This window comes from Aliiglaciecola lipolytica E3 (assembly GCF_000314975.1).
GTDB classification, from domain to species: Bacteria; Pseudomonadota; Gammaproteobacteria; order Enterobacterales; family Alteromonadaceae; genus Aliiglaciecola; species Aliiglaciecola lipolytica.
Genome location: NZ_BAEN01000036.1, coordinates 27,787 through 51,536, shown reverse-complemented (window position 1 = coordinate 51,536; position 23,750 = coordinate 27,787). Strand labels below are relative to the sequence as shown.

Sequence of the window (23,750 nt, the reverse complement as noted above, 5' to 3'; positions counted from 1 at the left end):
TTCAAATAGTATACAACTAGCTTATGAAAGAAAAGGGAACATGGATTTTATCAAGCCGATAATCTCTATCCATTGAGATAAAAATCAGGTTTAACAAATGGGTTATTGATGATAATTTATACTATTCATGGGTTTTAGTGTTAAGGAATAACGACTGATGTCTTCAGCTCTCACAATTAACATAGGGGTTACTGGTCATCGCGATATTCCAGAACATGATATTCCCATTCTAGAAAAAGCCTTGCTTGAAGAACTTACCTCGCTGCAAAAAAAATGTCCTAGAAGTACAATTCAAATTTTATCTGGGCTTGCAGAGGGAGCTGACCAATTAATGGTTAAAGTCGCTTTGAAACTCAAATTGAAAGTGACAGCTGTATTGCCCTTTGACGTACAAGAATATGAAAAAGACTTTAGGTCTCCTCAATCGTTAGAAACCTTTCGCAGACTCTTTGAACAATGTTCCGAAGTGAAGATTTGCCAACGTGAAGCCAATTCACCAAGAGTGGAAGGGTATACTGCACTAGGCAAAACATTAGTCGGTTGCTCTGATTATTTGATCGCCATATGGGATGGTGTAATAGACCACAATAAAGGTTCAAGTTCCTATGCAGTAAAACCCGGAGGCACTGCCGACGTAGTAAGAATGTGTATTGAAGGATTAGTAGACGAAAGCAGCCTGTTATTTTCTAAACCCAACAAAACCTATTGTAAATGGTTGGTCAGTACACGAAGTCGTCATGCAAGTTTACCTGTAAGTGTGGGCAGCAAAAAAGACATTGGCAGTTGGAAGACAATAGATGCTTATGGTGTGCAAAATGTTGACTTGTTTAATGAAATTTTAGCGAAAACGGAGCGCTTTAATACGGGTGCGCTTCGTATCAAAAAGAAAGACAAAGCTGAGAGTTTGGCTCACCTTATTGGGGAACAACCGCCAACGGAATCGTTGGCTGCGATTAAACACCTAGTTGACGCCTACTGTGTCGCCGATTGTCTGGCACAAATCCGTCAACAGCAAAGGTTAAAATCGTTGAAATGGATCACTACCCTATCCTTCTTTGCCATCTTCGCCCAGCAAATTTATGTAGGCCTTTATGCCACAGTAAGTTGGTTTTTAATCCATGTGTTTTTGGTCGGGGTGGTTGTAAGCATATATTGGCTCTTTTTCGTGGGATCAGAATCAAAAGAAGAACAGTATGTAGAATGGCGAGTATTTGCAGAAGATCTACGAGTGCAAATTTTCTGGCATTTGTCCGGTATTCCCGATCACAGCGCAAATAACTATCGCACAACAAAATTATATGAGATGGATTGGATTGTGGATAATCTGAATAAGCTCATGTTACAAGTGCCAAAACCCAACAAACAACATATTCATTATGTGCGTAAAGTTTGGATATTAGATCAACGAAATTACTTTTATGGCCAAAGGGGTGAACGAGGCCGAGCATTTGCTTTACTTAACAAGTCAAAACAATATCAACGCAATTCAATTTTTCTGTTTTGTTTAGCAATTGCATTGATGTTTTTTAGTGTGGCGAAAATCCAATTTAACCTTATTCCGGCTTTCTCTACATCAATTTTGTTCATTATTATCGCGATGTCGTTTATCAGCTCTGCGTTGCTAAAAACCTTTGCAGTGCAAATGGGCTTTGAAGAGCTTAGTCAGCGTTATTTGCGGACTGGCTATTTCTTCCAACAAGCGATGAATAGAATGTCGTTATTAGATGAAACCCACGACTCTGAAACAGACAATATAGAAAGTTACCAACGAGTTATCAAAATCATTGGCATAGAGGCCTTAAATGAAAATGCAGCCTGGTTACAGCTGCACAAGATGAATGCTTATCAAGTTCAGGTTAGTTAACCTGAACTTTGCTACAATTAAACTTTGGTTAACCAACCATGGGTATCTGGCACTTGCCCCCACTGAATTTGATTTAGTGCTTGGCGTAACCGCGTTGCTTTAGGCCCGGCTTCGCCACTGCCTACTTTGATTTCTTTATCATTGTGAATCAGCGTACCCACCGAGGTTAACACGGCAGCGGTACCAGATAACGCAGCTTCTGTTTCTGGCTTAGCAGCACGCTCTAATAATTCCGTTACTGATAACTCACGCTCACTGACTGTCATGCCTAAGTCGGCCGCTAAGGTCAGTAAAGATGCACGGGTAATACCGTGTAAGAAAGAACTATCTAACGCTTTGGTGATAATTTCATTGCCATCAATAAGAATAAAATTAGCAGCGCCAGTTTCTTGTACGTCTCCATTTGGACAAAACAGAATTTGATCCGCGTTGACGTTAGCTTTGGCGGCTAAAATCGGCCCTAATGCACTGGCATAATTTCCACCACTTTTAATCATCCCCATATGCGCTGCACAGCGCATACCGTCTTCAGCTAAGAGTAGACGCAAAGGGCGCGCACCACCAGCAAAATAATCGCCTACCGGAGATAACAAAACATACAGCATTGAAGTGCCAGAAGGAGCCGCAGCTTTGCCAATTGACGCTTCAGTACCTATATGTGTTGGCCGAATATACATAGAGCCCGGAGGCGCAGGTACTTCATCGACATATTTTTTCACGATATCTTTGATCATTTGACTCAACTGTTCTGAGTCGAATTTAGGTAAAAACAATAATTCAGAACTTTGCGCCATACGTTTAATATTTTCGTCCATGCGAAATATATTGACGCTGCCATCAGCGTGACGAAACGCTTTTAATCCTTCAAAACAGGTGCTTGAATAGTGTAAGACGTGGGCACCTGGGTGCATTTGAATACTATCCGCACTGACAAACTTAGCCTCACTCCACTGATTATTTTCAAAGGTAGTAAGCGCCATCTCAGGCATAAAAACGGTTCCAAATGCAGCCATAACAGTCTTAAATCTCCAAAATACGAATAAGGTCATTCAACCAAAGAGGATTATTTTAAAATCCAAATTTGAATTATCTGAGGATTTTACGCTAGAAGCATAGTCAAACACTAGCCTTGTAAGGATAAAAATGTGGTTTTCATGAATTAGTTATAAAAGAAGTTAACTGCTCCTACCCCAGCCAGCATAATTAGAGTTTAGGAGGGCTCGCTTCGAAATGGATTGAAGACGCCACATCATCTGAGACATTGTCAGCGAAAAATATCTGTTGGTCGCACACTATGGCAATAACCTGCTCATGCAGATACACAACTAAACTACGTTCTCTTTCCCAGACAGGCACATTCCATTCTTTGAACCACTGCTTTAACGGTTTAGAGTGGCGTGCAGCTTTTGGTTTAAAGGTAAGACTATTGTCGCGCGATTTAATCGTCAATTCGCCAATCAAATTATCGGCGATTCTTAGCTGCCCCAGGAAGTTAGGCAAAATAGTATTTCGTGCAATTAACTTACGCTCACTGAATACCTCGACGTTTTTTTTCCTAACGCAATACAAATGATCCCTAAAGCGACGTAGTTGATAATCGTCTATCTCAATTGACGGATTTGCATCTTGCTTCGCATGAAACAACTTAGGCAGTTCATCTAGCACTGAGTATGAAGGCATGGTTAGTTGCTGTTGGGCTAACCAATATCGAACAATTTGATTCTGCCACGCCTGCGATAAACTGAGCAACTTAGGTATATCAATTGCGAATCGTTGATTAATCATGCCTTGTAAGTGTTGTTCGTTAACTTCATCTAGTAGACGTTGCTGTTCCGCACACAGCTTTGCCGTTCTATGCGCTGCTTCAGCCAAATTAGGCCATCGAGCAATTAAACTAGGTACAATTTGAGTTCGCAAAAAATTCCGATCAAAACGACTGTCTTGGTTAGATTCGTCTTCAATCCATTGCAAATTTTTGTGTTTGGCTAATTGCAAAATGTGTTGTTTTTCAATTTGCAGAAATGGGCGCGCAAGGATAATTCCATTTTCTTTTTCTAGGGTTTGCCCCATAGCTGATAAGCCTTTCGGTCCTGCTCCACGCTTAAGTTGCAGTAATACAGTTTCCAGTTGATCCTGAACATGTTGCGCCAATAAAATCACCCCTTTGTGTTGAGTGACAGACTCTATTGCTTGATATCGCACTTTACGAGCAGCAGCTTCGACTCCGCCATTGCCACTTGCTTGTACTTTGACCTGCTGAATTTTCAGCGGGAAACGGTATTCTTCACATACCTTTTGGCAATGTTGTTGCCATTTATCAGCATTAGGACTTAAACCATGGTTAACATGTACGGCAAGATATTGATTGGCAGGATATTCAGTTGCTAATTCAGCTACGGTAGCCAACATTAGGTGGGAATCAACGCCGCCACTGTATGCGACAACCACCTGTTTTGGCTTGCCTTCAAGAAATGCTCGAACAGAATTGGTAACAGTTTGTTGTAGATTCATAACGAAAAAACCGCCTTGCAATAACAAAGCGGCTGTTGAAGTGGTTGTAATACTAACTTAGCAATAACCAAACGACATGATACGTTCGTAACGCTGCTCCAATAACTCGTCTTTTGACAAGCTCAACAATTGTGACAGTTGCTGCTTAAGTGTCGCTTTAAGGTTGGCTGCCATTGCATCATGATTGCGATGTGCGCCACCTAGAGGCTCTTCAATAATGTTATTAATAAGCCCTAACTCTTTAATCTGGCCAGCGCTCACTCCCATAGCTTCGGCAGCTAGTGGCGCTTTTTCAGCACTTTTCCATAAAATGGATGCACAACCTTCAGGAGAGATTACAGAATAAGTACTGTATTGCAGCATGTTGACACGGTCACCAACCCCTATCGCAAGTGCTCCACCTGAACCACCTTCACCGATAACAGTACAGATTATAGGTACGCTTAAATCTGCCATTTCTTTTAAGTTGCGAGCAATCGCTTCACTTTGACCACGCTCTTCCGCTCCCACTCCCGGATAGGCCCCTGGAGTATCAATAAAGGTAATAATCGGAATATTGAAACGCTCAGCCATGTGCATTAAACGCAATGCTTTACGATAACCTTCAGGTTTTGGCATACCAAAGTTACGACGAATTTTCTCGTGGGTATCTCGGCCTTTTTGATGGCCAATCACCATCACTGGCTGACCATCGAAGTCAGCTAAACCGCCCACTATCGCTTTATCGTTTGCGAAGGCACGGTCACCAGCTAACTCATCAAACTCTTCAAAAAGACGTGGGATGTAATCGAGTGTGTAAGGTCGCATCGGATGTCTGGCTATTTGCGAAACTTGCCAAGCGCCTAAATCAGAAAAAATTTTAGCGGTCAATTCCGCACTTTTTTCACGTAATTTAGTAATCGACTCTTCAATACCGACATCAAACTCACCGCCTTGATTCACTAGACGCAATTCTTCAATTTTTGCTTCTAAGTCAGCGATAGGTTTCTCGAAATCAAGATAATTCAAACTCATTCCAAACCTTATATTTGTTTTTCAAACACACTATTGGTGTCAACTAAACTGCAACTCTACCGCTTGTTTGGGTAACATTTGTTGCAATTCATAAATTAACTGGTCTTCTGGTGTCACATACCATTGTGCGCCAAATGCTAAGACCATTTCTGCATCTGGATGCACAACCCGCATATTCACCGGGCAGCTTCCGCCTTGGTAATTCTGTAGAATTGCTTGCAGTTTAGCCACTCTTTCGTCGTTACACCAGTCAGATTCTACTTCCAAACCTAAGCATTTTACATTTTTCTCTCGCGCCTGCACTATATCCATAGCATCACGACCCGATATTGTATTGCCCCCTGAGAAATCATCAAAGCTGACCTGTCCAGAAATAAGCAATATTCGATCAGGTTGCAGAAGTTCTTCGTATTTTTCATACATATCAGGGAAGAACCTAGCATCCATGCGTGCGCTTTTATCATCCAATGTCACAATTGCCCAGCGACGTCCCTTTTTGTTGGTCATCACTCTTACTCCAATGACCAATCCTACGGCAACTGAAGTGGTATCTTTATTCGTTGGTTTTAAATCCACCAACCTTGCAGAACTATAATGTTTAAGTTCTTGTTCATACTGATTTATTGGATGTCCAGTTAAGTATAGGCCAAGAGTTTCTTTTTCTCCGTCTAACCACACTTTTTCCGGCCATTCAGGTACATTAGAGAACGCTTGTACTACTTGTTCGGGTTCTGTAGTTAGCAACCCAAACATATCTGACTGCCCATGGGATTCCGCTTTAGCATGCTGATCTGCCGCGGCTAGTGCTTCGGGTAGCGTTGCCATAATGCAAGCACGGTGTGGACCTAAATTATCCATGGCACCGGCCATAACGAGTTTTTCAAGCACCCGTTTATTTATTTTCTTTAAATCCACTTTGGCACAAAAATCAAATAAATCAGTAAACTTAGTGTGCTTTTTACGTGCCGCTATTATCGCTTCAATAGGCCCTTCACCTACTCCCTTAATCGCGCCAATGCCGTAAACAATTCGTCCCTGTTCATCTACTGTAAATTTATATTGACCAGCGTTTAAATCGGGCGGCAGTATGGTGAGTCCCATACGATTACACTCGTCTACCAAGGTAACAATTTTATCGGTATTGTCCATATCTGCTGACATAACCGCAGCCATAAACTCTGCTGGGTAATGGGCTTTTAACCACAACGTCTGATACGACACCAATGCATATGCCGCAGAGTGAGATTTGTTGAACCCATAACCCGCAAACTTTTCTACCAGATCGAAGATTTTCATCGCCAATTCCGGATCAATATCATTCCCTTTTGATCCTTCTGCAAACACACTACGCTGTTTGGCCATCTCTTCTGGTTTTTTCTTACCCATGGCACGACGCAGCATGTCTGCACCTCCGAGGCTATAACCCGCCATCGCCTGCGCGATTTGCATAACCTGTTCTTGATAAAGAATAATGCCGTAAGTGGGTTCTAGAATTTCCTGCAAACATTCGTGTTGATATTCAGCATCAGGATATGAAATAGCTTCACGACCATGCTTTCGGTCAATAAAGTTGTCAACCATGCCTGATTGCAAAGGTCCTGGTCTGAATAGCGCTACTAATGCGATAATATCTTCGAAACAATCCGGTTTAAGACGTTTTATCAAATCCTTCATACCGCGGGATTCCAATTGGAATACCGCAGTCGTTTCTGCATTTAATAGCGTTCGAAAACTTTTAGGATCCTCAAGGGGAATAGTGGTGATATCAATCTGCTTACCACGGCCTTCGGCAATCATATCAATTGCCCACTGAATGATTGTCAGCGTGCGCAGGCCCAAGAAATCGAATTTCACTAGCCCTGCAGTTTCAACATCGTTTTTATCGAACTGGGTAACCGGGTTTTTACCTTCATCGTCACAATATAAAGGTGCAAAATCTGTGATTTCGGTAGGAGAAATTACCACTCCCCCCGCGTGCTTACCTGCGTTTCGAGTCACCCCCTCAAGGATACGGGCCATGTCGATTAGGTCTTTGACATCTTCATCTTGCTGATACAGCTCGGGTAACCTTGGTTCTACGGCAAACGCTTTTTCTAAGGTCATGCCTGGATCTGATGGAATAAGTTTGGAAATACGATCGACGAAACCATAAGGGTGACCCAACACTCGTCCCACATCCCGAACAACAGCTTTAGCTGCCATAGTACCGAAGGTGATAATTTGTGATACGGCTTGCCTTCCATACATATCAGCAACGTGATCGATAACTTCATCACGCCTATCCATACAAAAATCAACATCGAAGTCGGGCATGGATACCCGCTCAGGGTTCAAAAATCGTTCGAATAGTAAGTCGAATTCCAATGGATCTAAGTCGGTGATATCCAGCGCATAAGCGACCAACGAACCGGCACCTGACCCCCTTCCCGGCCCAACAGGAATACCGTGGTCTTTACTCCACTGAATAAACTCCATAACGATCAGGAAGTATCCAGGAAACCCCATTTGATTGATAACCGTTAATTCTATTTCCAACCGTTCATCATATTCCGGACGCTTCTCGGCACGTACTTGTTCATCAGGAAATAAAAACTTTAAGCGTCGCTCTAAACCTTCCCAAGACACTTTGACTAAATAGTCTGCATCAGACATTCCGCCAGTAGGAAACTTAGGCAGGAAGTACTCTCCTAATGTCACTGTAACGTTGCACCGTTTAGCAATCTCGACTGAATTTTGAAGCGCTTCTGGAATATCAGAGAAAAGTTCGCACATTTCTTCTGTACTACGCAGATATTGTTGTTCGCTATATCGTTTAGGACGACGCTTATCATCTAATGTATAGCCATCATGAATACAAACGCGTATTTCATGGGCATCAAAACCTTCCTTATCGATAAAGCAGACTTCATTTGTTGCCACTACCGGCAGTTCATTTTGCATCGCCCAGTCGGTAGCGCGCTGAATATACTCTTGTTCTCCTGGCCTACCGGTGCGATTAAGCTCCAAATAATAGCAATCTGCGAAGTGAGTTTGATAGAACTGGGATATTTGTGCGGCTAACGGCATATTACCTTTGGTTAACACCTGTCCAAGGTCACCAGATAGGCCACCGGACAAAATAATCACTCCAGCTTTATGTTCAACTAACCATTGTTTGTCTATAACGGCTCTATTTTGTACATGCCCACGTTGATATGCTTTGGATATAAGTAACGTTATGTTTTTATAACCCTGATTATTCATTGCCAATAATGTAAGCCTGAAAATTTCATTTCCTAGCTCGTCACTTTGCACCCAAAAATCTGCACCGATTATTGGTTTTATTCCATTGGCATGGGCCGCATCATAATATTTGACCAAACCACACATATTCATCTGATCTGTAATGGCTAAGGCTGGCATTCCCATTTCTTTTACTTTACTCAGAATGGGTTTAACTTTATTTAAGCCATCCATCATCGAGTAGTCGCTGTGGACGCGCAAATGTATAAACTTCACAGACGACTCTGTGGATTCAGACTGCATGGATAACTCCATTATGCTGCAACAAAACGTGTTGCACGGGTTTAAAACTCATTCGATATTCTTTGGTTGGTCCAAGCTCGGCTAAGCGTTGCAGATGTGCCTTGGTCGGATAGCCTTTGTGCTGGTTAAAACCGTACTCTGGGTATTGTAAATGTAAATCAGCCATTTCTCTGTCACGGGTGACTTTAGCAATGATTGACGCAGCTGAAATTTCGGCAATACTGCCATCACCTTTGACGATAGCCTCGCTTTTATATGACCAATCAGGACAACGATTACCGTCCACCTGAACTAAGTCGGGCTGAATCGTTAATCCTTCAACCGCGCGCTTCATTGCTAACATAGTGGCGTGCAGAATGTTGAGTTCGTCAATTTCTTTAGGACTGGCTCGTCCGATAGACCAACTCAGTGCATTTTTTTTGATTTCATCAAACAGTAAATCGCGTTTCTTTTCACTCAATTTTTTTGAATCTGTGAGACCAACAATGGGATGAGCAGGATCGAGTATCACAGCTGCTGTAACGACGTCCCCAACCAGTGGACCGCGCCCTACTTCGTCAACTCCAGCAATCAAATACGCATTACTCACTACTTGCTCCAATTAAATTCAATACCGCAGTTGCCGATTGTTTATCCGCATCCTGTTTGAGCACTTCATGCAATGCTACAAATTCTTGCGGTACTTTTACAGCATCGGTTGCAAACATGGGGATAAGATATTCAGATATAGTGACTGGATTAACATCTTCTTGCAGCAATTCAGGCACAATCGGTTTGTCTGCCAACACATTGGGTAATGAAAAATAAGCCGGTTTATACATCTTTTTCATGATCTGATGGGTTAACCACTTTAATCGATAGGCGACGACCATAGGTCGTTTGCATAACATAGCTTCAAGTGACGCAGTGCCAGAGGCGAGTAATATTGCATCAGCAGCAATCATTACATTACGAGATTGCCCCATCAGTACAGATATTCGCATGTTGGAAGCGTAGCTTGCAGAATCAACAAAGTTTGCGACTATCTCTTCTATTTGCGCTTTTCTTACTTTATTTACCGCAGGGATAACCACGTGTAACTCGTCGAGCGTTGCACAGAGTTTACTTGCACTTTGCAAAAAAACCTCCAGCAACATGTTGACTTCACCCCCACGACTACCGGGCAGCAGTGCTAGCACTTTTGCATTCTTGTCTAACTGCACGCCATCAAGTTCTTGTCGTGCTAACAACTGATCAGGATAAATCGCAATCGAGTCAGCCATAGTATGCCCGACATACTGACAGGGGAAACCATGCTTGTCGTATACTGCTTTCTCAAATGGGAAGATGCTAAGGACTAGATTCGTCGCTTCAGCAATTCCGTAAATTCTATTTTCACGCCACGCCCACACGGTTGGACTTACGTAATGCACAGTTTTAATGCCGCGCTTTTTTAATTTCTTTTCTAAAGGTAAATTAAAATCGGGAGCATCGACACCAATGTAAACATCTGGTGGATTATCGGTGAAGTGCTGCAATACAGTCTTGCGGATAAATAATAATCGACGAATTCGAGACAAGACTTCGACTAACCCCATTACCGACAACTCTTCCATATCGAATAATGTAGTGCATCCTTGCTTGAGCATGTTTGGACCAGCGATACCTTCAAATTGAGCATCGGGATGAATGGCTAAGATTTGTTTCATCATGCCAGCCGCCAATACGTCACCTGAGGCTTCTCCGGCAACGATAGCAATTTTAAGTGGACGCTTGGACATATCAGATTGGCTCGCTGTTAGCGAATATGGCTAAAAAATTTTAGCGAATTATTCCTCGTTTAGAAGAAGCTACGAATTCAGCCATCATGCCCACTTCTTTTGTGGTTTCAGCCATTTTACGTAACTCTTCTACTGCTTCCTCCGCACGATTTCCGCTACGGTAAAGCACTTTATATGCGCGTTTGATATCCATGATAACGTCTTTATCAAAACCGCGGCGCCTTAGTCCTTCGGCATTAATTCCAGCAGGTGTATGGTCAATACCATTGACCATCACAAATGGCGGTATATCACGCAACACGATACACCCTCCCCCAGTAAAACTGTGAGAGCCAATATGGCAAAACTGATGAACGGCTGTAGTGCCACCTAAAATAACACAGTTTCCAACATGTACATGACCGGCTAGCGTCGCGTTGTTAGCTAGAATATTATCATTACCGATAACACAATCGTGGGCTACATGAACGTACGCCATCAGTAAGTTGTTAGAACCAATTTGTGTAAGAGATTGATCTTGTATAGTTCCTCTGTGCACAGTAACACACTCACGAAAAACGTTATTATCACCAATTTCTAAATGGGTTCTTTCACCTGCATATTTTTTATCTTGGCATTCTTCACCAATTGAAGAAAATTGGAAAAAACGATTATTTTTACCAATTTTAGTTGGGCCTTTGATAACAACATGAGATTCGACGACACAACCACTATCCAACTCGACATCTTCGCCGATAATAGAATAAGGGCCTACTTGTACGTCATCTGCTAATTTTGCAGACGGATGGACAATCGCAGTAGCATGGATCACGATTTACATTTTCCTCATGGCACACATAAATTCGGCAACACATGCCTCTTGACCTTCGACACTTGCAACACCTTTAAACTTCCATATTCCACGCTTTTCTTTGACAACACAAACATCGAAATCTAGTCTATCGCCAGGCACAACAGGTCGTTTGAAACGCGCATTATCTATTCCTGCATACAAATATAACTCATCACTATTACCTGCCGTTTTAAAACCTAAAACACCGGCAGCTTGGGCCATTGCTTCAAGAATCAAAACTCCAGGGAATATAGGTTTTCCAGGAAAATGTCCGGTAAAACAGGGTTCATTGAACGTAATATTTTTAAACGCTTTTATCGATTCACCTAAGGTGCACTCGGTAACTCTATCGATCAATAGAAATGGGTATCTATGGGGCAAAAGCTCCATGATTTCTTCGATTTCAATGGTGTTCAAATTGTCGGCCAACGGCTGATCTCCTTTAATAAATGACGGGAACCAACCCAATCACTTTTTAGATTGTTGTTTCTCTAAATCTTTGACACGTTGAGCAATAGACGAAATTTTTCTGAGTTGCACCGCATTTTTACGCCACTCTAAATTGGATATTGCTGGCATACCTGAGGAATATAAACCGGGTTCCGTAATGCTCTTGGTCACCATGCTCATTCCGGTAAAATGAGAATTATCGCATATCTCAATATGACCATTAAATCCGCATAAGCCTGCAACACTGCAATTTTTCCCCAACTTTGAGCTGCCAGCAATTACTGAGCAAGCTGCCATAGCTGAGTTTTCACCTATTTCTACGTTATGAGCAATTTGCACCTGATTATCTATTATTACGCCATCAGCGATAACCGTATCTTCAAGAGCGCCGCGATCTATAGTTGTGCTCGCACCAATTTCTACACGGTCACCAATAACAACACGTCCCAATTGAGGGATTTTAATCCATTTGCCTTTGTCATTTGCATAGCCAAAACCATCACTACCGATAACAGTAGCCGATTGCACCAAACAATGTTCACCTATTACCGAATTATGATAAACGGTGACGTTAGCCCAAAGTTTAGTATGCCTGCCTATTTGACAATTCTTGCCCACAAACGAGCCGGCTCCAATCTGTACATTATCGCCTAGCTCTACCCCAGTTTCGACGACCGCATTAGCTCCTACACTCACGTTTTCGCCCATACTGACATCTTCGGCGATAACAGCGGTTGGGTGAATACCGGTAGCCGCATCTGGTGTCGTGTCGAGCGCTTGAGCCACCAACGCAAACCCGACATACGGGTTTGCATGAACAAGTGCCGTAGTTGGGCAATGTGATAACTCATCTGGATGTAAAATAACAGCTTGTGCTCTCGTGTCAGAGAGTTGACTACGATACTTGCTATTTGACAAAAAGGAAATCTGACCAATGCCTGCATTCGCCAAAGTACTCATGCTATGTATTTGAGTATCTTCAGAGTCGTTACCAGACAAATGGAGACTAGCTCCAATTAAATCTGCTAATTGTTGTAAACTGAGTGACTGCATACAGGCTCCGGTTTGTTACTTCATTTGGCTAACTTTTTTCAATACTTTTTCAGATATATCGTACTGAGGAGAGGCAAACACAACAGCTTGTCTATCTAGCACCAAATCAATTTTTTCTTCCGTCACAACCGCTTGAATAGCTTGTTGTAGCATAGTTACGATTTTAGAATTCTCTTCTTGTCTACGTTGCTGAAGCTTTTCTTGTAAAGGCTTAGCTAATGCTTCAAATTCAGCATTTGCTGCTTGTAAACGTTCTTGCTCTGCCTTAATTTGAGCTTCACTCATTGTCGGTGCATTTTTCTTCAACGATTCCAAATCAGTTGCAATCTGTTGACGCATTGCATCAACTTTCGAACCTTCATCTTTAAATTCAATTTGCAATGCTTGCTGACTAGCAATGGCCTGAGGCATCTGCTGGATAACCGCTTCGCGACTTACAACGGCAATTTTTTGTTCAGCATAGGCAACCGAACTCAATAATGCGCTGCTTAAAAGTGCTGTAACGACTAAAGTTTTTAATACTTGTTTCAAGGGATACTCCTTCCTGTTTTATTTTGCTAATTAGCTCAAGCTAACTTATGTTTAAAATGTTTGTCCAATGTTGAATGAGAAGAATTTCACATCATCTCCAACACGATCTTGTAATGCTCTAGAGAAACTGAACACCATTGGTCCCATAGGTGAAAGCCATTGTACAGAAACTCCATAGGAAGCTCTATAGCGTGTCCAATCACCATAATCTGCTACTGGGTCTTCACTAATCGAATCTAAATCTCGATAAAGATCATAATCAAATTCGGTATCCCACACGTTACCAGCATCAATGAATACACTAGAACGTACTGAATTGTCGAACTCTTCACCTACAAACGGCGTGGGCACGATTAACTCTACGCCACCAAGTAACATGGCATTACCACCAAGAGAACGTGAAGATACTGCCACACGATCCGACTCAGGTCCGAGTAAAATAGTGTCGCCATCTGGTCCAATAATGCTCTGTGGAGATAACTGCACACCACGCGGCCCTACCGTATTGTTTTCAAAACCACGAAGAGTATCACTACCACCCGCTGTAAAGTTTTGCGTAAATGGCAATATCTGTTCTATGCCATTAGTTTCACCGTAACCATTTCCGTAGCCCGCACGAAGACGCGTTAAGACAGACCAACGTTGATCTCGGCTAAGCGGGAAGTAAAATTTAGTATCAAAAATTGATTTAAAATAATTAACATCAGAGTTCGGCGTGGTAATACTAAATGAAGCGTTTTGTGACGACCCTGCTGTAGGGAAAATACCACGGTTCAAGGTACTACGGGACCAAGATATCGAAGTCAAGAAACTTGAGTAATCAATTGGCGCATCTGGATTATTTGGATCAATAAATTGATTGTAAAATCTGTCGGTTTGTTCAAAGTTACTACGACGCGACAATTCGACGTCACTGTAACTAATTCCAAAATTAATACGGTTAAATTCATCAATAGGATAACCAGCATTGACACCTATTGTATATTGCTTACTGTTATATTGGACTAAGTTTGCACTTCCCGCATCAAACTCACTGTAAGATATAGTTCCACCTAAACTGATTCCATCTATGGTGAAATAGGGGTCGGTATAGGAGAGTTGCACACTCTTTTGGAATGAAACTGTACTTACATTGAATGCTAATCGCTTACCAGTACCCAAGAAGTTGTCTTGTTGTATACCTGCTTGCAAACTTAACTTTGTTCTGTCGCCGTAACCTACACCAGCATTAAATGAGCCTGATGGCTGTTCTTTAACCTTATATATTACGTCTACTTTATCGTCTTCGCCTGGAAGTCGAACTGTTTCAAAATCAACTTCCTCCATATAGGTTAAACGTGACAAGTTATTTTTTGATGATTCCAGAGAACTGTTTGATAGCCACGTACCTTCCATTTGGCTAACCGATTGTCGAAGGACTTCATCAGCGGTAACGGTATTTCCTTCAAAGGTAATCCGGTTAACATAAATTCGTCTACCGGGATCAACTGACAAGGTTAATTTAACGGTTTTGTCTTCATCATTAATTTCTGGAATAGTGGTGACGGTAGGATAAGCATAGCCAAAGCGTCCCAAATATTTACTGAAAAACTCTTCGGTGTAAGTTACTTCTGCCTGATTGTAAAGTTCTCCAGGAGTCAATGGAAGCACTGCACGCATGTATTCTTCGTTGCCCAAAAGGTCACCAATCAAGTCCACCTCAGAGATCGTATATTGTTCACCTTCGGTAATATTTAAGGTGACATAAATACCATCTTTTTCTGGTGTCATTGATACCTGAGTTGAATCCACTTGATAACGTAAATAACCACGATCTAAATAATAACTACGTAAGGTTTCAATATCACCGGAAAGCGTTTGCTTCTGATAGCGAGTTTCAGATAAAAAGTCCCACCAAGGCGTATCAAATTTCAATTCCATTTGGTTAAGTAATTCAGCATCAGAAAACACTTCGTTACCCACAATATTTATTTGTTGAATTTTTGCTGAATCACCCTCTTCAAAAAGTAATTTCAAATCAACCCGATTACGTGGAAGAGGCGTTACGATAGCACTAACATCAGCATTGTATTTACCAATGCTATAAAAGAAGTCTTTTAGTCCATTTTCGATACCGGTTAAAACGGTTTTATCAAGTGGCTCACCAACACGAATATTGTTGCCGTCCAAGCTTTCTTGCAATTGCTCGTCTTTAATATCGTCATTGCCATCAAAAATGATATTACTAATGGTTGGACGCTCTTTGACTTTGATCACCAAAGTCGTGCCGTCTCGCAGTATTTCAATACTTTCAAAGTGGGTAGATGAATAAAGGCTTCGAATTAACTGTGCCGTGCGGAAACTATTCATGCTGTCACCAACTTGAACAGGCAAATACGTTAGAGCCGCACCTAATGCTACCCTTTGTAAGCCTTCAACTTTGATGTCAGAAACGACAAATTCTTGGTCTGTAGCAGCTAAGGCTAAGCTAGCACTGGACCACATAAATCCGGCTACAACTAACTGTTTAAACTTCATTTATTAATATTCTTCCTAAGCACTCATAGCCGATTTCGGCAATGTAACTTGTGTCATCCACACTATAAACGCGCAATGTCATTGTAAAAAGCCACTGTCATTAACAGCAACAAGATGATTCCACCAATTTTAAAACCGACTTCCTGTACTGACTCGGGGACCGGCCGTCCAGTCAAAAGCTCTATAAAATAATAGAGTAAGTGCCCGCCATCAAGCACTGGAAGCGGGAAAAGGTTAATAATCCCTAAATTCACACTAATCAGCGCTAAAAAGCTCAAAAATGCGACAATTCCAGCACTGGCTGTCATACCCGCACCTTGCGCGATTGAAATAGGCCCACTCAAGCTTTTCACCGATACATCACCGGTAAACAGTTTACCGATCATGTCAAAACTTAATGTGATTAAACGCCAAGTCTCATTTATTCCTTCAACAAGACCATCAATCGGACCATATTGTTTATTAAATAAATATGCTTCCGGATAAGGTTCTAAATAAGTGACGACTCCGAGCAAACCTTTTTCGGGATCATCTGGCTTCACGCCAATTGTGGCCACAACCTGTTGTTCTATTCCGTCTCTTTCGATGGTGATAGTAACATTTTGTTTAGGCTGCTGCTCAATCAGCTCCACTATTTGTTCCCAATTTCCCACAGTAGTTCCATTAAACTGCAGAATAATATCGTTTACTTGCAGTCCAGCTTCCGCTGCGGGTGAAGATTCACTCACGAAAGCGAGCTGTTTTGTCGGGTTTGTACGATACGGGGCAAAGCCTAAACTCGCCAGTGGCGAAGTGGTTTCAGGGTCAAATTGCCAGTCTGTTAAGTCAAGCTCAAGCGCTTTTTTGTAACCCTCCTTACTCACAACTTGCACATCAGCGCTGTCATTACCAATTAACCGCATCACTTCATAGTTAACCGCTTGCCAGTCATTAGTTTGATGACCGGCGATTTGAATAATTTGGTCCTGCTCAGCAAAACCCGCCCGAGCGGCAATTGAGTCGGCTTCAATGTTACCGACAATAGGCTTAACCGTTTGTTGGCCTATGAGCAACATGATATACAGGGCAAGAATGGCAAAGAGAAAGTTGACGATGGGCCCGGCGGCTACAATCGCAATGCGTTTAAGTACGTGTTGACGATTAAACGCGTAAGGTAGATCAGCTTCACTGACCTGCTCAACCCGTTCATCTAGCATTTTCACATAACCGCCCAAAGGAATGGCAGCAACAACATATTCCGTGCCTAGTTTATCTTTGCGTGACCACAATGCTTTACCAAAGCCGATAGAAAACTTTTCAACTTTGACACCGCATCTGCGTGCAACCCAAAAATGTCCCCATTCATGTACAGCAACTAAAATTCCTAGAGCAACAACAAATGCAGATAGGTTACGAATAAACTCAAAAATCAAACTAACATTCCTATAAACTTTTTGGCTTGGGCTCTTACCTGCTTATCCAATGCCAACACGCCTTCGATGTCGTGCAAATTCTGCGACTCAACCGCTTGTAACATTTCATCATTAACGTGTGCAATTTGCGAAAAAGCAATGCGATTAGATAAAAAAGCCTCTACGGCAATTTCGTTAGCGGCATTAAGCGTAGTGGTTGCATATTGTCCTGCTTCACAAGCATTTATTGCAATTTTTAAGTTTGGATAACGCAATAAATCAGGAACCTGGAAACTAAAGTCAGCTAGTTGCGAGAAATCTAAAGGCTTAACCCCCGAATGTATACGATTGGGGTACGCCAAACAATGCGCTATTGGCGTTTTCATATCCGGATTGCCCATTTGTGCTAACACAGAACCATCGGCGTACTGCACCATTGAATGAATAATGCTTTGCGGATGGAGGACTATTTGAATATCTTCAGAGTTCAACCCAAACAACCATTTAGCTTCGATAAATTCTAAACCTTTGTTCATCATCGTAGCTGAATCGACTGAAATCTTGCGCCCCATATCCCAATTAGGATGCGCGCAGGCCTGATCAGGTGTGATCTCGTCAAAGCTATCTAATGAGCGGGTTAAAAAAGGTCCGCCAGAACCAGTTAGAAGAATTTTAGAAATGCCCGACGCGGCTAAATTGCCATATTCAAACTGATTGGGTAAGCATTGAAAAATGGCGTTATGTTCACTATCAATTGGTAATAACTGAGCTCCGGTTTTATTCACTTCTTGAATAAAAATATCACCACACATCACCAATGATTCTTTATTCGCAAGCATGACTTTTTTACCTGCTTTAACAGCCGATAAAGTTGGCATTAAACCAGCCCCACCCACTATAGCGGCCATCACACTATCCACGTTTGGAGCGGAGGCAACCTGACATAAACCTGCTTCGCCAACCAAAATTTCACAACTTAGATTGGCAGATTGAACAGCTTGTTTAATAACGGAGTAGTTATTTAGGTCGGACATTACCAAATAGTCAGGCTGAAATTGTATCGCCTGGGTAATTAGCTTTTCCACATTTGAGTGGGCGGTTAATGCCACCACATTGTATTTATCAGGATGCAGGCTAATAACATCTAACGTGCTTTGGCCAATCGATCCCGTTGCGCCCAAAATTGCAATGTTCTGCATTATGCCATCCACAAAACATAACAATAAGCGAATATTGGGAATGCCGCGGTTAGGCTGTCAATTCTGTCCAGCAAGCCGCCATGTCCCGGGAGTATTTTACCGCTATCTTTAATTCCCGCACAGCGCTTAAACATACTTTCATTCAAGTCACCCAAAGCAGACACACCAACGGTCAATCCACCGATTAACACGTGCATCCATATTCTGCCGGGATCAACCTGATAGTGCAGTGCAGCAAACGCGATAATGGCAGTTGAGGCCGCAATCCCTCCGGCCAACCCTTCTAGGGTTTTTCCTGGAGACACATTTGGACGCAATTTATGACGACCAAACTTTACGCCAACGAAAAATGCGCCAATATCTGCCGCCCACACAATACCCAACACATAAAAAATAAGAGATACGCCGTATAAGGGGTCAATATCATACATGTGGGAGCGTAACGAAACCACGGATACAAAGGTTGGTATAAGGGTAAACAACCCAAATAAACAACGAATTGCTTTACTATTTTTCCAGAAATTATTAAAGCGCGGATAAGCGAGAATCATCAATAATGATACAAACCACCAAATAGCCGCCACACCAAGAATGTATATATACAAACTATTTAATGCGCCTTGATACCATATGACATCTGTGGGAACCCAATAGACCAGAAACAGACAACAAAAAAGCACAAATAACGCGTAAATGGCTTTTTGTGGTCGTGGTTGAATACCTGACATATTCGCCCATTCGTAGCCACCCAAACCGACCACCAAGGCAATAAATAGCTCAAACCCAAACAAAGGTAGAAACAAAATACAGATAAGTGCTATTGGAGCTAATATAACTGCAGTAATTATTCGCTGTTTTAACATAAGGTGCCTTTGAACCCAATGGAGAACTTTATCATTTAGTTTCCACCTGCTCACCAGTCATACCAAACCGACGTTGACGGTCGGAATAATCATTCACGGCAAGCTGAAATGCTTGTTCGTCGAAATCTGGCCACAGGGTATCGGTAAAATACAGTTCTGCATATGCGCATTGCCACATAAGAAAGTTACTGATTCGATGTTCCCCACCTGTGCGGATAAGCAAATCTAATTCAGGTTGCTCTGCAAGAGACATAAACTGATTTAAGTCGGCTTCTTCTGCATTATCAACATCCAAACTTCCAGCTGCTGCCTGTTTTGCGAACGATTTAGCCGCATTCAAGATATCCCAGCGCCCACCATAGTTGGCTGCAATATTGAGGATCAACGCGTTGTTATTTTCTGTTAGTTGTTCGGCTTTATTAATTTTTTCAACCAATTTACTATCAAAACGAGAGGTATCTCCAATAACCTTGAGACGTACGTCATTTTTGTTGAGTTTTTTGGCTTCGCTGTTTAATACAAAATTAAACAAATCCATTAACACCCCTACTTCTTCAGCAGGACGATTCCAGTTTTCACTGCTAAACGCAAACAACGTCAGGGATTCAATACCATTTTGACGGGCAAAACGAACGGCAGAGCGCACTGATTCGACACCAGCTTTATGCCCGAATGTTCGAATCTTGCCTTTCTTTTTTGCCCAACGACCGTTGCCATCCATAATGATGGCAACATGCTTGGGGATATTTAGTTTACTCATAAGGTAAAAGGAATTAACCGAAGACAGGTTAAATTTCCATCAACTCTTTTTCTTTATCTTGTAATGCACTATCTATTGTTTTTACGAACTCGTCGGTCAATTTTTGGATTAACTCTTCACCCTTGTGACCTTCATCTTCGCTTAACTCTTTTTCTTTAACCAACTCTTTTATATCCGCGTTTGCATCACGGCGAATATTACGTACTGCTACGCGGCCTTGCTCAGCTTCATTTCTTACCACTTTAATAAGATCTTTACGACGCTCTTCCGTCAATGCCGGCAAAGGTATGCGAATTGCTGTACCTGAACTCATTGGATTAAGCCCAAGATCTGACTGCATAATGGCTTTTTCGACAGCACCCGCAGCGCTCTTATCAAATACAGTGAGGGCTAAGGTTCTTGCATCTTCAGCAAAAATATTGGCTAATTGTTTCAATGGCGTATCTGCACCGTAATACGGCACCATGATACTGTCTAAAAGCGCAGGATGTGCGCGACCCGTTCTAATTTTACTTAATTGGCTTTTCAGTGCACTAATGCTTTTTTCCATGCGTTGTTTTGCATCATCATGAATGTCATTTATCACTGCAATCTCCCTAATTCTTTTTACTAATCGTTTTTTAGATAATTATTATTGATTGTTGGTGCCTTGATGAGAAATCGTGGTTCCTTCATCTTCACCCATCACTACACGACGCAACACGCCTGGTGTATTCATGTTATAAACACGGATGGGCAAGCTATGGTCTCGAGCCAAGGTAAAGGCTGCTAAGTCCATTACTTTTAATTCTTTTTCCAGTACTTCTTGGTAGCTTACGTTTTTAAGTAAAACTGCATCTGGATTTTTGACCGGATCATCATTATAGACTCCGTCAACTTTAGTCCCTTTTAATACTGCATCAGCTTCAATTTCAATGCCACGTAAACAGGCTGCTGAATCGGTCGTAAAAAATGGATTTCCAGTGCCTGCTGAGAAAATAACAACACGCCCTGATTTCAATAAGCTAATGGCTTCCGTCCAATTATAAGCATCACACACACCATTAAGCGGTATCGCTGACATTAATCGGGCGTTTACAAACGCTCTATGCAAGGCATCGCGCATCGCTAAGCCATTCATAACGGTGGCTAACATTCCCATGTGGTCACCCACAACGCGATTCATACCTGCTTTTGCGAGACCTTCGCCACGAAATAAATTTCCGCCGCCGATCACCAACCCTACCTGCACGCCCATTTCAACCAGCTCTTTAATTTCTTGGGCCATTCTATCAAGCACTTTAGGATCGATTCCGAATCCTTCGTCACCCATTAGGGCCTCACCGCTTAATTTTAACAGAATTCTTCGATATGCAGATTTTGGGGCAATACTCATTTATTGGCTATTCCTTCGTTATGGGATGCAGGGTTAAACCCTTGTTTTTATCCACGTAAATAGTACATATAAAAAGGCACCTCAATTTGAGGTGCCGTTAGTTTATATGACATTGGCTTTACGCAAAAGCGAAAGGCTCAATTATTTCTTGGCTGCGGCCATTTGAGCTGCAACTTCTGCAGCAAAATCTTCTTCTTTCTTCTCGATACCTTCACCTACTTCGAAACGAACGAAGTTGATAACATCAGCATCTTTAGATTTTAAAAGTTGACCAACAGTAACTGAAGGATCTTTCACAAACGGTTGACCTGTTAGGCTAACTTCGCCAGTGAACTTCTTCATACGACCAGAAACCATTTTCTCTGCGATATCAGCTGGCTTGCCAGATTGCATCGCGATTTCAAGTTGAATTTCTTTTTCTTTTGCAACAACTTCAGCTGGTACATCTTCAGGCTTAACGAATTGAGGGCTTGCTGCTGCGATATGCATAGCAACATCTTTTGCCAATTCTTCATTACCGCCATTCAGTATTGCGATAACACCAATGCGGCCACCGTGCACGTATGCACCTAGGTTGTCACCTTCAACTGAGATGACACGACGAGCTGAAATGTTTTCACCAATTTTAGCAACTAGCGTATCGCGTGCATCAGATACTTTAACACCGTCGATTTCACTGTCGTTCAAGGTATCAATATCATTGATTTTATTAGCTGAAGCAAGATCAACAAGTTTGTTGGCAAAAGCTAAGAAACCTTCATCACGTGCTACGAAGTCAGTTTCACTATTAATTTCCATCATAGTTGCTACGCCATTAGCAACTTTAGTCATAATCACACCTTCAGCTGCGATACGACCCGCTTTTTTAGCGGCTTTAGCTTGGCCAGATTTACGCATATTTTCAATTGCTAGCTCGACATCACCGTCGGTTTCTACCAATGCTTTTTTACAATCCAACATGCCTGCGCCTGTGCGCTCGCGAAGTTCTTTTACTAGGGCTGCTGTCACTGCCATTTTGGTTTCCTCAGCATTTATAAATAGTTCTTAACTTATGAAACAGGGGCCGTAAAAAACTTACCGCCCCTGATGAGATAGATGTCATTTTACCTGACCAAGGTCACAGAAAAATGACAAGGTCGCGACCTGACAGTCGCGAACTTTAATTACTCAGCTGCTTCAACGAAATCGTCTTGCTCAGCTTGTACTTCAAGATTTTGTTCACGGCCTTGACTTACAGCGTCAGCTGCAGCGTTCAAGTACAATTGAACAGCACGAATTGCATCGTCGTTACCTGGAATGATGTAATCAACACCATCTGGGTTTGAGTTAGTATCAACAACAGAGATAACTGGGATACCCAAATTACGTGCTTCAGTGATTGCAATGTGTTCGTGATCTGCATCAATTACGAATAAGCAGTCTGGAAGTCCGCCCATGTCCTTGATTCCACCCAAGCTGCTTTCTAACTTGGTCATTTCACGTTGTAACATCAACACTTCTTTTTTGGTCAACTTATCGAAAGTACCGTCTTGAGACTGTTGCTCTAGTTCTTTCAAACGTTTGATAGACTGACGAACTGTTTTCCAGTTAGTCAACATACCACCCAACCAGCGCTTGTTAACATAGAATTGGTCACATTTCTGTGCTGCTTCTTTAACTGCGTCGCTTGCTGCGCGTTTTGTACCAACAAAAAGAACTTTACCTTTTTTAGCAGATACACCGCTAATATAGTTCAATGCTTCATTGAACAAAGGAACAGTTTTTTCAAGGTTGATGATATGAACTCGGTTACGAGCACCAAAGATGAAAGGTTTCATTTTTGGGTTCCAGTAACGAGTCTGGTGTCCGAAGTGCACGCCCGCCTGGAGCATGTCACGCATAGATACGTTTGCCATTATTAATTTCCTCAAATTGGGGTTAGGCCTCCATACATCCCATCTATCGATCCGTTCAGGCGGCAAACCCGAAACAGACACCCCGACAAATGTGTCGATGTATGTGTGTTATTTAGTTAATTTCGCAAGAATCCATAGGCCAAAATTGACGCTATTGAATTTGCGGTGCGCTTTATACCACGCAGCCCAGTCATGCGCAAGTAAAAACGC

General features: G+C 42.1%; 20 protein-coding genes. 1 reads left to right on the top strand and 19 read right to left on the bottom strand.

What is annotated here, in order from left to right; genetic code table 11:
* Window positions 1–157: 157 nt before the first annotated feature.
* A complete protein-coding gene (locus GLIP_RS08440) occupies window positions 158–1,864 on the top strand; it encodes a hypothetical protein (protein WP_008844191.1) in 1,707 nt (568 codons plus the stop codon).
* A gap of 17 nt (window positions 1,865–1,881) precedes the next feature.
* Here GLIP_RS08440 and GLIP_RS08435 read toward each other — a convergent pair whose 3' ends face one another.
* The 19 genes from GLIP_RS08435 to rpsB all read right to left on the bottom strand — a co-directional run bounded on the left by GLIP_RS08435 (window position 1,882) and on the right by rpsB (window position 23,540).
* Window positions 1,882–2,877 (bottom strand): branched-chain amino acid aminotransferase, encoded by a 996-nt coding sequence (locus GLIP_RS08435; RefSeq protein WP_008844190.1) that lies wholly within the window; start codon window positions 2,875–2,877, stop codon window positions 1,882–1,884.
* A gap of 190 nt (window positions 2,878–3,067) precedes the next feature.
* Window positions 3,068–4,375 carry a tRNA lysidine(34) synthetase TilS gene (tilS, locus tag GLIP_RS08430; RefSeq protein WP_008844189.1) on the bottom strand — a complete coding sequence of 436 codons (1,308 nt, stop codon included), beginning with the start codon at window positions 4,373–4,375 and terminating at the stop codon, window positions 3,068–3,070.
* A 57-nt stretch (window positions 4,376–4,432) separates the two neighbouring features.
* Window positions 4,433–5,389: an acetyl-CoA carboxylase carboxyl transferase subunit alpha gene (gene accA, locus GLIP_RS08425; protein ID WP_008844188.1), complete on the bottom strand. Its 957-nt coding sequence runs from the start codon at window positions 5,387–5,389 to the stop codon at window positions 4,433–4,435.
* A gap of 39 nt (window positions 5,390–5,428) precedes the next feature.
* On the bottom strand, window positions 5,429–8,848 hold the full coding sequence (dnaE, locus tag GLIP_RS08420; RefSeq protein ID WP_040522460.1) for a DNA polymerase III subunit alpha: 3,420 nt from the start codon (window positions 8,846–8,848) through the stop codon (window positions 5,429–5,431).
* A gap of 55 nt (window positions 8,849–8,903) precedes the next feature.
* Window positions 8,904–9,503 carry a ribonuclease HII gene (gene rnhB, locus GLIP_RS08415; protein ID WP_008844186.1) on the bottom strand — a complete coding sequence of 200 codons (600 nt, stop codon included), beginning with the start codon at window positions 9,501–9,503 and terminating at the stop codon, window positions 8,904–8,906.
* A complete protein-coding gene (gene lpxB, locus GLIP_RS08410) occupies window positions 9,496–10,674 on the bottom strand; it encodes a lipid-A-disaccharide synthase (RefSeq protein ID WP_008844185.1) in 1,179 nt (392 codons plus the stop codon). Before lpxB ends, rnhB begins: the two co-directional genes overlap by 8 nt.
* Before the next feature lie 40 nt (window positions 10,675–10,714).
* Window positions 10,715–11,485 carry an acyl-ACP--UDP-N-acetylglucosamine O-acyltransferase gene (gene lpxA, locus GLIP_RS08405; protein ID WP_008844184.1) on the bottom strand — a complete coding sequence of 257 codons (771 nt, stop codon included), beginning with the start codon at window positions 11,483–11,485 and terminating at the stop codon, window positions 10,715–10,717.
* Between the two features lie 3 nt (window positions 11,486–11,488).
* The gene (fabZ, locus tag GLIP_RS08400; protein ID WP_008844183.1) at window positions 11,489–11,935 is read right to left on the bottom strand and encodes a 3-hydroxyacyl-ACP dehydratase FabZ; all 447 of its coding nucleotides are present in this window, start codon (window positions 11,933–11,935) and stop codon (window positions 11,489–11,491) included.
* A 39-nt stretch (window positions 11,936–11,974) separates the two neighbouring features.
* A complete protein-coding gene (gene lpxD, locus GLIP_RS08395; protein WP_008844182.1) occupies window positions 11,975–13,009 on the bottom strand; it encodes a UDP-3-O-(3-hydroxymyristoyl)glucosamine N-acyltransferase in 1,035 nt (344 codons plus the stop codon).
* A gap of 15 nt (window positions 13,010–13,024) precedes the next feature.
* Window positions 13,025–13,540, bottom strand: a complete 516-nt coding sequence (locus tag GLIP_RS08390; protein WP_008844181.1) for an OmpH family outer membrane protein — start codon at window positions 13,538–13,540, stop codon at window positions 13,025–13,027.
* Between the two features lie 51 nt (window positions 13,541–13,591).
* Window positions 13,592–16,057: an outer membrane protein assembly factor BamA gene (gene bamA, locus GLIP_RS08385; protein WP_008844180.1), complete on the bottom strand. Its 2,466-nt coding sequence runs from the start codon at window positions 16,055–16,057 to the stop codon at window positions 13,592–13,594.
* A gap of 62 nt (window positions 16,058–16,119) precedes the next feature.
* On the bottom strand, window positions 16,120–17,466 hold the full coding sequence (gene rseP / locus GLIP_RS08380; RefSeq protein ID WP_040522458.1) for a sigma E protease regulator RseP: 1,347 nt from the start codon (window positions 17,464–17,466) through the stop codon (window positions 16,120–16,122).
* Window positions 17,466–18,647, bottom strand: a complete 1,182-nt coding sequence (gene ispC / locus GLIP_RS08375) for a 1-deoxy-D-xylulose-5-phosphate reductoisomerase (protein WP_008844178.1) — start codon at window positions 18,645–18,647, stop codon at window positions 17,466–17,468. Before ispC ends, rseP begins: the two co-directional genes overlap by 1 nt.
* Entirely contained in the window at window positions 18,647–19,510 is an 864-nt protein-coding gene (locus GLIP_RS08370; protein ID WP_008844177.1) for a phosphatidate cytidylyltransferase, read from the bottom strand. The genes ispC and GLIP_RS08370 overlap by 1 nt, the downstream gene beginning before the upstream one ends.
* Window positions 19,511–19,541: 31 nt before the next feature.
* On the bottom strand, window positions 19,542–20,270 hold the full coding sequence (gene uppS / locus GLIP_RS08365) for a polyprenyl diphosphate synthase (protein ID WP_008844176.1): 729 nt from the start codon (window positions 20,268–20,270) through the stop codon (window positions 19,542–19,544).
* A gap of 28 nt (window positions 20,271–20,298) precedes the next feature.
* Window positions 20,299–20,820 (bottom strand): ribosome recycling factor, encoded by a 522-nt coding sequence (frr, locus tag GLIP_RS08360; protein ID WP_407638141.1) that lies wholly within the window; start codon window positions 20,818–20,820, stop codon window positions 20,299–20,301.
* Window positions 20,821–20,901: 81 nt separating this feature from the next.
* Window positions 20,902–21,645, bottom strand: coding sequence for a UMP kinase (gene pyrH / locus GLIP_RS08355; RefSeq protein ID WP_008844174.1), 744 nt, complete (start codon window positions 21,643–21,645; stop codon window positions 20,902–20,904).
* A 141-nt stretch (window positions 21,646–21,786) separates the two neighbouring features.
* Window positions 21,787–22,659: a translation elongation factor Ts gene (gene tsf, locus GLIP_RS08350; RefSeq protein ID WP_008844173.1), complete on the bottom strand. Its 873-nt coding sequence runs from the start codon at window positions 22,657–22,659 to the stop codon at window positions 21,787–21,789.
* 149 nt (window positions 22,660–22,808) lie between these two features.
* Window positions 22,809–23,540, bottom strand: coding sequence for a 30S ribosomal protein S2 (gene rpsB / locus GLIP_RS08345; RefSeq protein WP_008844172.1), 732 nt, complete (start codon window positions 23,538–23,540; stop codon window positions 22,809–22,811).
* Window positions 23,541–23,750: the final 210 nt, after the last annotated feature.

Coding starts and splice junctions, on each gene's coding strand:
- pyrH (WP_008844174.1), bottom strand. CDS start 21,645: ATGAGTATTGCCCCAAAATCTGCATATCGAAGAATTCTGTTAAAATTA.
- GLIP_RS08370 (WP_008844177.1), bottom strand. CDS start 19,510: ATGTTAAAACAGCGAATAATTACTGCAGTTATATTAGCTCCAATAGCA.
- tilS (WP_008844189.1), bottom strand. CDS start 4,375: ATGAATCTACAACAAACTGTTACCAATTCTGTTCGAGCATTTCTTGAA.
- rpsB (WP_008844172.1), bottom strand. CDS start 23,540: ATGGCAAACGTATCTATGCGTGACATGCTCCAGGCGGGCGTGCACTTC.
- bamA (WP_008844180.1), bottom strand. CDS start 16,057: ATGAAGTTTAAACAGTTAGTTGTAGCCGGATTTATGTGGTCCAGTGCT.
- frr (WP_407638141.1), bottom strand. CDS start 20,820: ATGGAAAAAAGCATTAGTGCACTGAAAAGCCAATTAAGTAAAATTAGA.
- GLIP_RS08440 (WP_008844191.1), top strand. CDS start 158: ATGTCTTCAGCTCTCACAATTAACATAGGGGTTACTGGTCATCGCGAT.
- accA (WP_008844188.1), bottom strand. CDS start 5,389: ATGAGTTTGAATTATCTTGATTTCGAGAAACCTATCGCTGACTTAGAA.
- uppS (WP_008844176.1), bottom strand. CDS start 20,270: ATGAGTAAACTAAATATCCCCAAGCATGTTGCCATCATTATGGATGGC.
- lpxD (WP_008844182.1), bottom strand. CDS start 13,009: ATGCAGTCACTCAGTTTACAACAATTAGCAGATTTAATTGGAGCTAGT.
- tsf (WP_008844173.1), bottom strand. CDS start 22,659: ATGGCAGTGACAGCAGCCCTAGTAAAAGAACTTCGCGAGCGCACAGGC.
- GLIP_RS08435 (WP_008844190.1), bottom strand. CDS start 2,877: ATGGCTGCATTTGGAACCGTTTTTATGCCTGAGATGGCGCTTACTACC.
- lpxB (WP_008844185.1), bottom strand. CDS start 10,674: ATGTCCAAGCGTCCACTTAAAATTGCTATCGTTGCCGGAGAAGCCTCA.
- ispC (WP_008844178.1), bottom strand. CDS start 18,647: ATGCAGAACATTGCAATTTTGGGCGCAACGGGATCGATTGGCCAAAGC.
- dnaE (WP_040522460.1), bottom strand. CDS start 8,848: ATGATGGATGGCTTAAATAAAGTTAAACCCATTCTGAGTAAAGTAAAA.